The 14,803-nt window shown below is 61.5% G+C and carries 13 protein-coding genes and 1 tRNA gene; 12 read left to right on the forward strand and 2 right to left on the reverse strand.

Going from position 1 to position 14,803, the window contains the following annotated elements:
* Positions 1–3 precede the first annotated feature (3 nt).
* Positions 4–80, forward strand: a tRNA-Ile gene (locus J3P90_RS23665).
* Positions 81–179: 99 nt separating this feature from the next.
* On the opposite strand, the gene J3P90_RS23670 is transcribed toward J3P90_RS23665, so the two are convergent.
* Positions 180–887, reverse strand: a complete 708-nt coding sequence (locus J3P90_RS23670; RefSeq protein ID WP_434609195.1) for a CatB-related O-acetyltransferase — start codon at positions 885–887, stop codon at positions 180–182.
* 240 nt (positions 888–1,127) lie between these two features.
* On the opposite strand from J3P90_RS23670, the gene J3P90_RS23675 reads away from it, so the two are divergent.
* The 11 genes from J3P90_RS23675 to J3P90_RS23725 all read left to right on the forward strand — a co-directional run bounded on the left by J3P90_RS23675 (position 1,128) and on the right by J3P90_RS23725 (position 14,421).
* Positions 1,128–3,491 carry a hypothetical protein gene (locus J3P90_RS23675; protein WP_434675469.1) on the forward strand — a complete coding sequence of 788 codons (2,364 nt, stop codon included), beginning with the start codon at positions 1,128–1,130 and terminating at the stop codon, positions 3,489–3,491.
* A gap of 35 nt (positions 3,492–3,526) precedes the next feature.
* A complete protein-coding gene (locus tag J3P90_RS23680) occupies positions 3,527–3,988 on the forward strand; it encodes an Lrp/AsnC family transcriptional regulator (RefSeq protein WP_420764891.1) in 462 nt (153 codons plus the stop codon).
* 274 nt (positions 3,989–4,262) lie between these two features.
* Positions 4,263–5,945, forward strand: a complete 1,683-nt coding sequence (locus J3P90_RS23685; protein ID WP_420764892.1) for a flavin monoamine oxidase family protein — start codon at positions 4,263–4,265, stop codon at positions 5,943–5,945.
* 10 nt (positions 5,946–5,955) lie between these two features.
* Positions 5,956–6,750, forward strand: a complete 795-nt coding sequence (locus tag J3P90_RS23690; RefSeq protein ID WP_420764893.1) for a carbon-nitrogen hydrolase family protein — start codon at positions 5,956–5,958, stop codon at positions 6,748–6,750.
* 48 nt (positions 6,751–6,798) lie between these two features.
* The gene (gene pqqF / locus J3P90_RS23695) at positions 6,799–9,234 is read left to right on the forward strand and encodes a pyrroloquinoline quinone biosynthesis protein PqqF (RefSeq protein ID WP_434675470.1); all 2,436 of its coding nucleotides are present in this window, start codon (positions 6,799–6,801) and stop codon (positions 9,232–9,234) included.
* Positions 9,235–9,404: 170 nt separating this feature from the next.
* Positions 9,405–9,479, forward strand: coding sequence for a pyrroloquinoline quinone precursor peptide PqqA (gene pqqA / locus J3P90_RS23700; protein ID WP_003177660.1), 75 nt, complete (start codon positions 9,405–9,407; stop codon positions 9,477–9,479).
* 79 nt (positions 9,480–9,558) lie between these two features.
* The gene (pqqB, locus tag J3P90_RS23705) at positions 9,559–10,470 is read left to right on the forward strand and encodes a pyrroloquinoline quinone biosynthesis protein PqqB (protein ID WP_434675471.1); all 912 of its coding nucleotides are present in this window, start codon (positions 9,559–9,561) and stop codon (positions 10,468–10,470) included.
* Positions 10,471–10,481: 11 nt separating this feature from the next.
* Entirely contained in the window at positions 10,482–11,234 is a 753-nt protein-coding gene (pqqC, locus tag J3P90_RS23710; protein ID WP_434675472.1) for a pyrroloquinoline-quinone synthase PqqC, read from the forward strand.
* On the forward strand, positions 11,231–11,506 hold the full coding sequence (gene pqqD, locus J3P90_RS23715; RefSeq protein ID WP_420764897.1) for a pyrroloquinoline quinone biosynthesis peptide chaperone PqqD: 276 nt from the start codon (positions 11,231–11,233) through the stop codon (positions 11,504–11,506). The genes pqqC and pqqD overlap by 4 nt, the downstream gene beginning before the upstream one ends.
* Positions 11,499–12,629, forward strand: coding sequence for a pyrroloquinoline quinone biosynthesis protein PqqE (gene pqqE, locus J3P90_RS23720; RefSeq protein WP_434561969.1), 1,131 nt, complete (start codon positions 11,499–11,501; stop codon positions 12,627–12,629). Before pqqD ends, pqqE begins: the two co-directional genes overlap by 8 nt.
* Positions 12,595–14,421 carry a prolyl oligopeptidase family serine peptidase gene (locus J3P90_RS23725; RefSeq protein ID WP_434561967.1) on the forward strand — a complete coding sequence of 609 codons (1,827 nt, stop codon included), beginning with the start codon at positions 12,595–12,597 and terminating at the stop codon, positions 14,419–14,421. The genes pqqE and J3P90_RS23725 overlap by 35 nt, the downstream gene beginning before the upstream one ends.
* 133 nt (positions 14,422–14,554) lie before the next feature.
* Here the strand turns inward: J3P90_RS23725 and J3P90_RS23730 are convergent, their stop codons facing one another.
* On the reverse strand, positions 14,555–14,713 hold the full coding sequence (locus J3P90_RS23730; RefSeq protein ID WP_038436734.1) for a YqaE/Pmp3 family membrane protein: 159 nt from the start codon (positions 14,711–14,713) through the stop codon (positions 14,555–14,557).
* Positions 14,714–14,803: the final 90 nt, after the last annotated feature.

Raw genomic sequence — 14,803 nt, forward strand, 5'->3', positions numbered from 1 at the left:
TGAGGGCCCATAGCTCAGTTGGTTAGAGCAGAGGACTCATAATCCTTTGGTCCACGGTTCGAGTCCGTGTGGGCCCACCAATTCGAAAGCCGCGCATTGCGCGGCTTTTGCTTTTCCAGACGGTCATCATCTTGACTTGTCGGGGCCAGAAAAAAGCGTACAACCATCAATCGCAAGCACTACGTCACGGTCATCATTTCCCCCGCGCGACAACCCTTACGTGTCACGCTGATTTTTCGGTACTGAGCAGCCACCGGAGCTTTGCGCTCCAGCAGCTCCAGGCAGGTTTCAGGTTCGTCGAGGGGCAGCGTCTTCAATTCCTCCACCTCGATTTCCCACCACCGACTCGCCAACAGGCGCTCGATAACATCAGGAGCGTGCCTGAACCGCACTACCTTGGCCGGGACGCCCGCTACGATTGCGTAGGCCGGCACATCCCCAGCCACGACTGCCCGGGTTGCAATCACCGCGCCCGTGCCGACGTTGACGCCCTCCATGACCATGGCATGGCTGCCCACCCAGACGTCGTGGCCAATCGTGGCCATTTGGGTCCTGGCACGGTAACTCAGCGGGGAAGCCGTGTATTGGAAAGGATGAGAGCTGAGCCAATCGGTGGGATGCGTGTGCTTTTCCTGGCCTATCACCACGCCAGTGCCCATTGAGCAAAAGCGACCGATCGATGCCACCAGGGATAGATGGCTGCCACTGCGGATATAAGTGTGGGCGCCGATCGCGAGACGCGGCGAGTCAATGTCGACGTGCCCAAGGGCAACGCCCTCTTCCAGGGTCAGCTCTGTCCTCCTGCTCAGCGATTGGAGGCCGCCAGCAAGCTTGCACCGGTGTCTCTTGACCCAACGCTTCCAGTAAAAATCTTTTAACGATCCCATCTTGTTTCCCAAGACTGCAAAGCAGTTCATAGCGGAACGCAATTGCAGCAGAGATACCGGGCCGTGTATGTCAGGCCATTCCGAAAATCCTCATGAAGCCGGTTAGCCTCGACCCGTCGTTTTTTTCAGTGCGGCTCACTTACAATTGCAAACCCCGGCCTTCGAGAGACCTCCATCATCGCCACTCCCAGCCTGTCCCGCCTGTTCCTCGAACTCTTCTGGCAACTCGGCATCCTCGTGGTGCCAGCCTTTTTCGTTACCGTTCTGCCCCCGCCGCTGGCCTTGCTGGCAGTGATTTTCCTAGGGTCGCTGATGGGCCTCGCCGCGCGCCTGGGCGCTCTGACGATGGGCCGAGGCATCGCGAGGCTGACGGTGGGTGCCGTATTTGGCCTGGGCTTCAGCCTGGGCCGGGCGCTGCCGGAGTGGTGGGGCATTCTCGTGGCGATCATCGCCATCATTGTCGGGCTCGCCTGTGTCAGCAAATGGGAGCGGCGCCTTGGGTTGGCACCGGTTTCCACCAAGGGGCCAAGCGCCTGGGGCGGTAACGAGCCGCTTCTGACCCCGGAAGGCGAGCCAATCCGGGTGTTCAACCACAGTGAAATCGCCATGGGCGGTCCTGTGTATTGCGATTACTTGTTTCCAGATGGCGTACTTTTGCAAGGGATCGGTTCTTCGGCGGTATTTTCCAGCGAAGGGCGCTATTTTGCCGCGCCGGTGCCGTCACGGCAGGACTGGGGACTGGTCATTCTCGACCGCCAGCAGCGCACCTTATACCGCTGCGCCGAAAGCGAATTCTGGGAGCTGGACGCTTTTGATTCTGATCAACTGAGCGGCCGCTACAGCCCATTGGTCGATAACGGCGTCCGTCAGGTTCGCCTGGAAAAGCTGCTACAAACCGCAGAGGCAGTCGACCTGATTCCCGTCGCGGATCTTTGGCTGGAGCCTGGCCTGCACCCGGACAATCTCCAGCCTACCTTCGAACGTCCGTCCGCTGATGGTCGACAATGCCTGGCTGGCAACATCATCTTGCCGGCTACGCTGCGCGATTTGGACCGACCCCTGGAGCCACTGTATTCGCCGCGCTATGCCGTCAGCATCAATGGGCAGCCGTCCGGGCTCTTGATGACCGCCGATGCGCCATTGGTGTGGAGCACCGATCACCGCGCCCTGGTGTGCCTGGCCGGGGAACAGGCCAACGAGGCGCAAGGCGAACGGTATTGGTCGTGGCAAGTGGACAAAGGCTGGCGCGACCTGCCCTTGCCTTGGATCAAGAGCACCACCGAACCGTCTTTTTATTGGCATGACTTGCTGAAGCTCGATGCAGGCCAAGTGCATATCGACGCTTACCTCGACTATCCACGACCGGGTTCCGGCCAGTATGGCTACCGCTTGGACAGTATCCACAGCGATACCGAGACCCAGACGGGCCACGACATCCAGGGTCGGGTGCAGGTGGGCGAGTTCAAGCTGACGCGCATGGCCATCGTCATACCGTTGGACAGCCCGGGCCGCCGGGGCGATTCGCACATCGAGACACAAGCGCTGCTGGGCGGCACAAGCGCGCGCCTGAGCTGGCAGGGTGACAATCGCGAAGGGCTTGGTGGCTATCGCTGCCAGATCGGTGACTGGCTCCTGCCGGAACGCTGGCTGCTGGATCATCGCGCCTCGGATTGTGGTCGCTACCTGGCGCTGCTGCCTTTTGGAGGGGCAACGACCGTTGCCACCCATGCAGTGGTGGCCGACGTGCAAGAGCGGCGCCTGCTGAAAGGGCCCGCCATGTGGGTAGAACGGATCCTCGACTTTCGCGATGGTCGGTTGAGTCTGGCGATGGTCGTAGGTCGTCTCGACAATGATCTGCAGAGCAGCCCGCTCCGGCGCTTCAATGTCGCCGCGCCAGAGGTCGGCAGCGACGCGTCTTTCTGTCGCCCCAACGAGCAGTCCCGGCTGTTCTATAACACGGTGCAGTTGCAGCCCACAGACTCGCAACTGAACGTCATCCCCCCATGGCGCTTGGTGGATCGGCCGCAGGCGGCGACTGCCGATGGCGATTTCATCCAGCCCGCGCCGACTCATCGGGACGCCGCCTGGCTGTTCGGCAGCGAGACCGAATATGCCGACAGCTGGGTGCGCGCCGGTACGCCGCGGCTTGGCGGTTATCTGCTGACGGCTTCAGGCTGCGCCTTGGTCGATCTGGCCCCTTCGATGATCTGGTCCTCGGATGGCCACTACCTGGCCCTGACCCGCATGGCAACTGACGTGGCGCAGCTGTGCGGAAGTTATCGGGGCTGGCAACTGATGCTTCTCGATGTCCAGGCGCACACGCTGCGGATTCATCCGCGATGGCTGGGCAATCGGCCCGAGTTCGAAGGCTTCGATGAAGAAAAGCTGCGGGTCCGGTGTTTCGAACGCGACTGGGAAACCGAAGACGATGAGGATCGAGGCGCGGCGCAGTCGTTTACGCTCGACGATTTGCTGCTGCTGCCCGCGGAACAACTGATCGGCGAGGACGGCCTCTGGCTCAGGCCTTCGCAAGCGCACCTCGCCCCAGCCTGGCGAGCGCTGGCCTTGCCTGCCATCAGCTACTTCGAACGCCGGAGCCTGTAACATGCCCGCCAATGATGCCTGCGCTGGAGCTGACCTTGACTGATACCCGCCCTCCCGTCCTCGACGAAATTGATCGCCAGCTGATCGCGGCGCTGCAAATCAACGCCCGGGAAAGCGTCGCCGTGCTTGCCCGGCAGTTGGGCATCGCTCGCACGACCGTGACCTCGCGCCTGGCTCGACTGGAAAAATCCAAGATCATCACCGGATACGGCGTACGTCTGGGGCAGCGAGTGATCGATGGCGGTTTGCAGGCTTACGTCGGCATAAAGGTCCAGCCACGCTCGGGGAAAGACGTATTGCGGCGCTTGAGTGCGATGGCCCAGGTCCAGCAGTTGTGCGCGGTGAGCGGCGAGTTCGATTACGTGGCCTGGCTGCGCACCGACTCGCCGGAACAGCTGGATCAACTGCTGGACCAGATCGGCAGCGTGGACGGGGTGGAGAAAACTACCACTTCGATCATTCTCAGCAGCAAGATCGACCGGGGGCAGCCCGTCTAGAACCTGCCCAAAATCCTGTGGGAGCGAGCCTGCTCGCGATGGCGGCGGATCAGTCAACATTTGCACGGGCTGACGGCCCGCTATCGCGAGCAGGCTCGCTCCTACAAGAGCTGGTTTCGTCATTAAGCCTATCTAGCCAGTGAAAATGACGGCGATACGTACAAAACGACGACACATTGCGTCTTATTAACGTGTTTCATGCTCTCTAGAATGGCTGGCATCTTTCCTATACTCAGACGCGAACACCGCGCCGAGTCGCCTCCCAAGGTCAGCCATGAACAAGAACAATCGCCACCCTGCCAACGGCAAGAAACCCATCACCATTTTCGGCCCGGACTTTCCCTTCGCCTTTGACGACTGGATCGAACACCCAGCCGGCCTGGGCATGATCCCGAAGCACAATCACGGCGCCGAGGTAGCAATTGTCGGCGCCGGGATCGCCGGTCTGGTGGCGGCTTACGAGCTGATGAAGATGGGCCTCAAACCGGTGGTGTACGAGGCGTCGAAGCTGGGCGGACGCCTGCGCTCCCAAGCGTTCAACGGCGCCGAAGGTATCGTCGCCGAACTCGGCGGCATGCGTTTCCCAGTGTCGTCCACGGCGTTCTACCACTACGTCGACAAGCTGGGCCTGGAGACAAAACCCTTTCCCAACCCGTTGACGTCGGCCTCGGGCAGCACGGTCATCGACCTTGAAGGGCAGACCTATTACGCAGAAAGCATGGCTGACCTTCCGGCGTTATTCCAAGAAGTGGCCGACGCCTGGGCCGACGCATTGGAGGCTGGCTCGCGCTTCGGCGATATCCAGCAAGCGATCCGCGACCGCGACGTCCCGCGTCTCAAGGAGCTGTGGAACACCCTGGTGCCGCTGTGGGATGACCGCACCTTCTACGACTTTGTCGCTACGTCCAAGGCCTTCGCCAAGCTCTCGTTCCAGCATCGCGAAGTGTTCGGCCAGGTTGGTTTCGGCACTGGCGGCTGGGACTCGGACTTTCCCAACTCGATGCTCGAAATCTTTCGCGTGGTGATGACCAACTGCGACGATCATCAGCACCTGGTGGTCGGCGGCGTCGAGCAGGTCCCCCACGGAATCTGGAAACACGTGCCAGAGCGCTGCGTGCATTGGCCGGAAGGCACCAGCCTGAATTCGTTGCACCTGGGCGCGCCTCGCAGCGGCGTGAAGCGCATTGCCCGTGCCGATAACGACCGCTTCACCGTGACCGACGTCTGGGGTGACACCCGGGAATACGCCGCCGTGCTGGTGACGTGCCAGACTTGGCTGCTGACCACCCAGATCGAATGTGAAGAAGCGCTGTTCTCGCAAAAAATGTGGATGGCCCTGGACCGCACCCGCTACATGCAAGCATCGAAGACATTCGTGATGGTCGACCGGCCCTTCTGGAAGGACAAGGACCCGCAGACCGGCCGCGACTTGATGAGCATGACCCTCACCGACCGGCTGACTCGCGGCACTTACCTGTTCGACAACGGCGACGACAAGCCAGGCGTTATCTGCCTGTCCTACTCATGGATGAGCGATGCGTTGAAAATGCTGCCGTATCCCGTGGAAAAACGCGTGAGACTGGCGCTTGATGCGCTGAAAAAAATCTATCCGAACGTCGACATCGCCGCGCGGATCATTGGCGATCCGATCACAGTTTCCTGGGAAGCCGACCCCTATTTCCTCGGTGCATTCAAAGGCGCCCTACCGGGCCACTACCGATACAACCAACGCATGTATGCGCACTTCATGCAAGACGACATGCCGGCTGAACAAAAAGGGATCTTTATCGCCGGTGATGACGTCTCATGGACACCCGCCTGGGTAGAAGGCGCGGTCCAGACCTCGCTCAATGCCGTGTGGGGGATCATGAAACATTTCGGCGGTGAAACTCACCCCGAGAACCCGGGGCCAGGCGATGTGTTCGACGAAATCGGTCCGATCGCCTTGCCCGAATAAGGAGTTGTCGATGCGCGTAGCCCTTTACCAATGCCCACCGCTGCCCATGGAACCGGCCGGCAACCTGCAGCGACTGCACCAGGTCGCGCTGGAAGCCAGGGGCGCCGATGTGCTGGTGTTGCCGGAGATGTTCTTGACTGGCTACAACATTGGGGTCGATGCGGTGAATGTACTGGCCGAGGTCTACAACGGCGAATGGGCGCAGCAAATCGGCCGCATCGCCAAGGCGGCCGGCCTGGCCATTCTCTATGGTTACCCGGAGCGCAGCGAAGATGGGCAGATCTACAATTCGGTCCAATTGATCGACGCCCACGGCGAGCGCCTGGCCAATTATCGCAAGAGTCATTTGTTCGGCGACCTCGACCGCACGATGTTCAGCGCGGGCGATTCAGCGTTGCCGATCGTGGAGCTCAACGGTTGGAAGCTCGGCTTCCTGATCTGCTATGACTTGGAGTTTCCAGAAAATGCCCGGCGCCTGGCGCTGGCCGGCGCCGAGCTTATCCTGGTACCCACCGCCAACATGCATCCGTACGAGTTCATCGCCGACGTCACCGTGCGCGCCCGGGCCATCGAGAACCAGTGTTTCGTGGCCTATGCCAACTATTGCGGCCACGAAGGTGAGTTGCAGTATTGCGGTCAGAGCAGCATTGCCGCCCCGAACGGCAGCCGCCCGGCGTTGGCGGGGCTGGACGAAGCGTTGATCGTGGGTGAGCTGGATCGGCAATTGATGGAGCAATCGCGGGCAGCCTACAACTACCTGCACGATCGGCGTGCGGCGCTGTACGGCGACTTGCATAAACACTGATCCGGGCTAATCCGCTAGCATGAGCACATCCCAGTCCTGGAAGCGCTCATGCCGGCCCCCGATTCCCTCCGCCCCCATACCGAAACCCTGTCCAACGGCCTGAAATTGACGTTGCGTCATGCTCCTGGCCTCAAGCGCAGCGCTGCGGTGTTGCGCGTGGCCGCCGGTAGCCATGATGCGCCCAAGGCCTGGCCGGGGCTGGCGCACTTTCTTGAACATCTTTTCTTCCTGGGGACGGAGCGTTTTCCCACTGGGCAGAACCTGATGCCCTACGTGCGGGACCACGGCGGGCAGGTCAACGCGCGTACCAGTGAACGCACCACGGAGTTTATTCTGGAGCTGCCACCTGCCGCCCTGCCCGGTGGGCTTGAGCGGTTGGCGGACATGCTGGCCCATCCGCGTCTGGATGAGACCGACCAGTTGCGAGAGCGGGAAGTGCTGCACGCAGAGTTTATTGCCTGGTCCCAGGATGCGGCGGCCCAGCGGCAGGTTGCCTTGTATGAAGGACTGTCGAAGGATCACCCATTGCGCGGCTTTCATGCGGGCAATCGCGACAGCCTCGCCGTACCACAGCCAGAATTCCAGAGCGCGCTGCGCGATTTCTACCAGCGTTTCTATCGGAGCGGCCAGATGACCTTGAGCCTGGCCGGCCCGCAACGCATCGGGACCCTGGAGGCGCTGGCCACTCAGTTCGGTGAAAGCCTGCCAACCGGCAGAACGCAGGTCAGGCAGCCACCGCCGAGGCTCATGGCAGCAACCGAGACCGGGTACCAGCAGGCCCGGCAAGATTCGCTCGACGTACTGTTCGCCTTCGAAAACTTGCCTGCCGCCTCGCCCCAAGCCTTGGATTTCCTCTGCCACTGGCTCAACGCCCCTAAACCGGGCGGGTTGCTTGCAACGTTGCGCCAACGCGGTCTGGCTGACAGCCTCAAAGCCGTGCCCCTGTATGAATTTTCTGGTCAGGCACTGCTTCACATCGAGTTCAAGCACGACCGCGACCAGGTGCCGACTGATATCCAACCGCTGCTGCGCGATTGGCTGGGTTTTTTTGCCGCTCAGGATGACTGGGCATCACTTCGCCAGGCGTTCACTGCGCTACGCCAACGCCAACTGGAGACGGCAGCAGCCCTGCAACTGGCTCGTTGGGACAGCGAAGGACGCCAAGGCCCCTTGTCGGAAAACGACCTGATGCGCCTCAGGGAAATCCTCAAGCAATTACACGCCGTCGATCAGCCCGTCGAACCGTGGCAATTGCCCTCGCCCAACCCGTTTCTGCAAAGCATCAACGAACCACCCCGCGCCGGATTGATTCGCGGCCAAACCAGTGCCCACCGCGGCTTACGAACATTCGCACAAGACCGCAGCCGGGGCCGGCGCGAACGCTCGCCCATGCAGTTCAGCCAGGCATTGCCGGATACCTCGCCGGAAGGCGCGGTGTACCTGCGCTGGCTATTGGCGGCCCCCGTATCGCCCGGCCACCAACGCAGGCTCGATCGGCAATTGGCGGATCTGCGCGAAGACGCCCGCCAGGCCGGCGTGGACATTACCTTCGAGACTCATGACGAACAATGCCTGCTGAAACTGACCGGCTTGCAGGCACCGATGCCGCGAGTACTTGAACACCTGCTGGTGGAACTGGGCCAGCCGCTGCCGCCAGTCCCGGCCAATAGCGAGCCTCCCTTGATACCGATCCGACAGCTGTTGCGTGAATTGCCGGAGCTCTTGCGGCAAACCCCACGATCGCCATCATCGTCCGACAGCGATCAGAGCGTCTGGACGAACGCCCGATGGGACGGCTTGGCCGTCGGTCTGGCGGCGGCCACTCAAGTGGCGCTGGGCCCCGTTCTGGCGCGAATTCCTGGGATCGCCCGAGAAGAAGCGGTGTCGACGCTCGTGGCTGCTCCGGGACGCGCCTGGCACACGCTCGAAACTCCAGGAGACGACCACGCCGTACTGATGTTCTGCCCCACGGCAACCCAGGACATTTGCGACGAGGCTGCGTGGCGTTTGCTCGCCCATCTGAGCCAAACCCCGTACTACCAACGCCTGCGAGTGGACCTGCAACTGGGCTATGCGGTGTTCAGTGGTTTGAAGCAGATCGACGGACGCACCGGCCTGCTACTGGGCGCCCAATCACCCGGTGCCTCGGCAGCGCAGTTGGCTGAACATATGGAGCAGTTCCTGGAAACCTTGCCTGAGTTGATCCAGCAGCTAGACGACTCGACCCTGACCAGCCAGCAACAGGCCTTGGCCAGCCAGATTCAAAGCGCGGCGATGCCCATCGCCCAGGCAGCCGAACTGCTCTGGCAGGGCAAACTGGCCGGTCGTCCAACGGACTACCTGCAACGGTTACCCGACGTCATAACATCGATGACACGCGGACAACTGGTCGACGCCGCGCACCGTTTGAAAGAAGCCCTCGGCGGACGTTCCTGCCTGAGCAACGCGCCGTGCCCGGGAACGCCCTGGCGCGCGGTGCGATGATCGTTACCGGCCATGCAACGAGCTTTCTCAAAGAATCGCGGCGAAGGAATTTGTCAGATTTAGTAACATAGCCGCCTAAGCATCTGAACATCTCCGAGCGGAGGTGGACTATATGTATAGGTTCCACCCGTACCATCTAACCGAAGTATCCCAACCAAAGGAGTATTCCCATGTCCTGGTCCAAACCCGCATATATCGATCTGCGTATCGGCTTCGAAGTCACCATGTACTTCGCCAGCCGTTGATTGCTGCAGGCGGTAGTACGCAACACCACGCCTCGGTCATCCGGGGCGTTTTTATTTTCGGTTTGTAGATGGAGCGACCATGTTCGTCCAGATTCTAGGCTCCGCCGCGGGCGGCGGTTTTCCCCAGTGGAACTGCAACTGCGCCAATTGCGCAGGTTTTCGCAACGGCAGCCTGCGGGCCCAGGCGCGTACCCAGTCGTCCATCGCGATTTCCGACGACGGCGTGAGCTGGGTGCTGTGCAACGCCTCGCCGGACATTCGCGCCCAGCTCCAGGGATTTGCCCCGATGCAGCCTGGCCGGGCCCTGCGGGACACCGGTATCGGCGCAATCATTCTGATGGACAGCCAGATCGACCACACCACCGGCCTGCTCAGCCTGCGCGAAGGTTGCCCGCACCAGGTCTGGTGCACCGACATGGTCCATGAAGACCTGAGCACGGGTTTCCCACTGTTCAAAATGCTCACCCACTGGAACGGCGGCCTGAGCTGGAACCGCATCCAACTCGATCAGAGTTTCACTATTGCCGCTTGCCCAAGCCTGCGCTTTACCCCACTGCCACTTCGCAGCGCCGCCCCGCCCTATTCCCCGCACCGCTTCGACCCGCACCCGGGCGATAACATCGGGCTGATCGTCGAAGACCTGCGCACCGGCGGCAAGCTGTTCTATGCACCGGGCCTGGGCAAGGTCGACGGTCCGCTGCTGGACATCATGGCCGGCAGCGACTGCCTGTTGGTGGACGGCACGATGTGGGACGACGATGAGATGCAGCGCCGTGGCGTCGGCACCCGCACCGGTCGGGAAATGGGCCACCTGGCGCAGAACGGTCCCGGCGGCATGCTCGAAGTGCTGGAGCAACTGCCCGAGCAACGCAAGGTCCTTATTCATATCAACAACACCAACCCGATACTCGACGAGGATTCACCCGAGCGGGCCGAGCTGGTGCGACGCAATGTCGAAGTCGCCTACGACGGCATGAGCATCGAACTGTAGGAGGCCCCGAAATGACTGACACGCCATTGACCACCGCAGAATTTGAAGCAGCCTTGCGCGCCAAGGGCGCCTACTACCATATCCATCACCCGTACCACGTGGCGATGTACGAAGGCCGAGCCACACGCGAGCAGATCCAGGGTTGGGTCGCGAACCGCTTCTATTACCAAGTGAACATTCCGCTCAAGGACGCCGCGATCCTGGCCAACTGCCCGGATCGGGAGATCCGCCGCGAGTGGATCCAGCGTTTGATTGACCATGACGGCGCCCCTGGCGAAGACGGCGGCATCGAAGCCTGGCTACGGCTGGGTCAAGCGGTGGGCCTCGATCCCGATCAATTGCGTTCCCAGGAACTGGTGCTGCCAGGTGTGCGCTTCGCCGTGGACGCCTACGTCAACTTCGCCCGCCGCGCCTCCTGGCAGGAAGCCGCCAGCAGCTCGCTGACCGAACTGTTCGCCCCGCAGATCCACCAGTCGCGCCTCGACAGTTGGCCGCAACACTACCCATGGATCGACCCGGCCGGCTACGAATACTTCCGCACCCGCCTGGGCCAGGCCCGGCGCGACGTGGAGCACGGGTTGGCGATCACCTTGCAGCACTACACCACGCGTGAAGGCCAGGAACGCATGCTGGAGATTCTCCAGTTCAAACTCGACATTCTCTGGAGCATGCTCGACGCCATGAGCATGGCCTACGAACTGAACCGCCCGCCCTATCACACCGTGACCGACCAACGGGTCTGGCACAAAGGAATCGCCTTATGAGTTTCGATCGCAGCCAAATCCCCGATTGGCGCCCCGGCTATCGCTTTCAGTACGAACCGGCCCAGAAAGGTCACGTGCTGCTCTATCCTGAAGGCATGATCAAGCTGAACGACAGCGCTGCGCTGATCGGTGGCCTGATCGATGGCGAGCGCGATGTGGCGGCGATCATCGCTGAGCTGGACAAACAATTTCCCGGTGTGCCTGAGCTCGGTGACGACATCGAGCAATTCATGGAGGTCGCCCGTGCTGAGCACTGGATCACCCTTGCCTGAGAAGCCCGCCGTCGGCCTGCCGTTGTGGCTGCTGGCCGAGCTGACCTATCGCTGCCCGCTGCAATGCCCGTACTGCTCCAACCCGCTGGACTTTGCCGAGCAAGGCAAGGAACTGAGCACCGAGCAGTGGTTCAAGGTGTTCCGCGAGGCCCGGGAGATGGGCGCTGCGCAGTTGGGCTTTTCCGGTGGCGAACCGCTGGTGCGCCAGGACCTGGCCGAGCTGATCGGGGAGGCGCGCAAGTTGGGTTTCTACACCAACCTGATCACCTCCGGTATCGGTTTGACCGAACAGAAAATCAGCGATTTCAAGAAGGCCGGCCTGGACCATATCCAGATCAGCTTCCAGGCCAGCGATGAGCAGGTGAACAACTTGCTGGCCGGCTCGAAGAAAGCCTTCGCGCAAAAACTGGAAATGGCCCGGGCGGTGAAGGCCCACGGCTATCCGATGGTGCTGAACTTCGTGACCCATCGGCACAACATCGACAAGATCGATCGCATCATCGAGCTGTGCATCGCCCTGCAAGCCGACTTCGTCGAGCTCGCCACGTGCCAGTTCTATGGCTGGGCGCACCTCAACCGCGTCGGCCTGCTGCCCACCCGGGAACAGCTGGTGCGGGCCGAACGCATTACCAATGAATACCGGGCCAAGCTGGAAGCCGAAGGCAATCCGTGCAAGTTGATCTTCGTGACCCCAGACTACTATGAGGAACGCCCCAAAGCCTGCATGAACGGCTGGGGCAGCATCTTCCTGACCGTCACGCCGGACGGCACCGCATTGCCGTGCCATGGCGCCCGACAGATGCCGGTGCAGTTTCCGAATGTGCGCGATTACAGCATGCAGCACATCTGGTACGACTCGTTCGGCTTCAACCGTTTCCGCGGATATGACTGGATGCCCGAGCCCTGCCGCTCGTGCGATGAAAAAGAAAAGGATTTCGGCGGCTGCCGCTGCCAGGCGTTCATGCTCACAGGCGACGCCAGCAACGCCGACCCGGTGTGCAGCAAATCCGAACACCACGGCATGATTCTCCAGGCGCGCGAAGACGCCGAGCATGCCACGCAAACCATTGAACAATTGGCCTTTCGCAATGAACGAAACTCGCGCCTCATCGTTAAAGGCTGATCCGCTCAGCGCCGCCCAGGCTGTCGCGGCAGGCATCGACTTTGCCGAACTGCAACTCGGGCCTTCAGGGCTTTTCTGGAATGAATACCGCCCAGCGGATGGCGCCTGCCGGATCTGGCATTGGCAAGATGCCAAGGCCCGCTGTCTGACCCCGGACGGGTTCAGCGCGCGCAGTCGGGTCTACGAATACGGTGGCGGGTCGTTTTGCCTGAGCGATGACGGCGTGCTGTTTGTCAACGAGGCCGACCAACAGCTGTATCACCAGTCATTGGACGGCGATCGTCCCGTGGCGCTGACTTCGGGCGAGAGGCGATATGGCGACCTGCACTTCGCCGCGGGGCGAGTGCTGGCGGTTGAGGAACAGGCCAATCAGCATCGTCTGGTGTCGATCGGGCTGGCCGATTTTAAGCGACGGGTGCTGGCCGAGGGTGCGGATTTCTACGCCGCGCCGATCCTGAGCCCGGATCAAAAGCGCCTCGCCTGGATCGAATGGAGCCGTCCTCATCAACCCTGGACGGCCACGCGACTGATGTTGGCAGAGCGTAACGATGCAGGTTGGAGTGAGCCGCGCTGCGTTGCCGGCCAAGGTGAGGATGAGTCCATCCAGCAACCACGATTCGACGCGGCGAATCGTCTTTATTGCCTGACGGATCGGGGTGGTTATTGGCAGCCTTGGGTCGAAGATGCCGGCTTCTTGAAACCATTGGCTGCCGCCGAAGCCGATCACGCCCCGGCGCCTTGGCAATTGGGCGGCTGTACGTGGCTGCCCTTGGGCGAGGACATTTACCTGGCGAGCTGGACCGAAGCGGGTTTTGGCCGGCTGGGCCTGCGCCATAGCGGCGCGATTGAGGAGTTCACCGGACCCTACAGCCGCTTTCGCAGCCTGGCCTTGGATGAGCAATTCGTTTATGCAATTGCCGCTTCGCCGACCAGCCCGTCGGCGGTCATTGCTATTGAACGACAAAACCACGAAGCCATAATCGTGGCCGGCGGCGTTTCGCCGTTACCCGCCGAGCACATCAGCTGTCCGCAAACCTTGCGCTATCCCGTCGCTTCAAGCGAGGCCCACGGGTTCTTTTATCCTGCGATGGACGCCGAGGCTAAACCGCCGCTGGTGGTGTTTATCCATGGCGGGCCGACGTCGGCCTGCTATCCCATTTTCGACCCGCGCATCCAATACTGGACCCAGCGCGGCTTTGCCGTGGCCGATCTCAACTACCGCGGCAGCAGTGGCTACGGCCGGGCTTACCGGCAGGCATTGCATTTGAACTGGGGGGTGGTGGATGTCGAGGATGCCTGCGCGGTTGTCGCGTATCTGGATGAGCAGGGCTTGATCGATAGCCGCTGCGCCTTCATTCGTGGCGGCAGCGCCGGTGGGTACACGACACTTTGCGCCTTGGCGTTCCGGAACGTATTCCGTGCCGGCGCCAGCCTCTACGGCGTCAGCGACCCCGCTGCCCTGGGCCGCGCGACACACAAATTCGAAGGGGACTACCTGGACTGGCTGATCGGCGATCCACAGCTGGACGCCGAACGCTACAGGGCCCGCACGCCGTTGCTTCACGCCGACCGGATCCGCGCGCCGATGATTTTTTTCCAAGGTGAACTCGATGCCGTGGTCGTGCCGCAGCAAACCCGCGATATGGTCAAGGCCTTGGAAGACAACGGTGTTCCGGTGGAGGCGCACTACTACCCGGACGAGCGCCACGGCTTTCGCAAGGCGTTGAACCAGGCGCATGCGCTGGAGCATGAGTGGTTGTTTTATCGAAAAGTGATAGAAGCGAGCTTATAAAAAGTGGCGAGCTCTTGTGGCGAGGGAGCTTGCTCCCGCTCGATTGCGCAGCAATCGCAGGGCTTGGGGCCGCTCCGCGACCCAGCGGGAGCAAGCTCCCTCGCCACAAGAGCAATCCTCTAGCTGCAAACTTTCAGCGCTTGGCGATGATGTACACCGCATGCACGATGCCCGGGATGTAGCCCAACAGCGTCAGCAGAATATTCAGCCAGAAAGCCCCGCCGAAACCGACTTGCAGAAAAACACCCAGCGGCGGCAGAAGAATGGCGATGATGATGCGAATGATATCCATGGATGACTCCCTGATTGGCGATGGCCATATTGCCATATGCTCATGGACACCTGACCGCTCGTCAGGGTTCAGTGCGGACCATCAAGGGGC

The organism is Pseudomonas sp. D3-10 (assembly GCF_051132175.1).
Lineage (GTDB): Bacteria > Pseudomonadota > Gammaproteobacteria > Pseudomonadales > Pseudomonadaceae > Aquipseudomonas.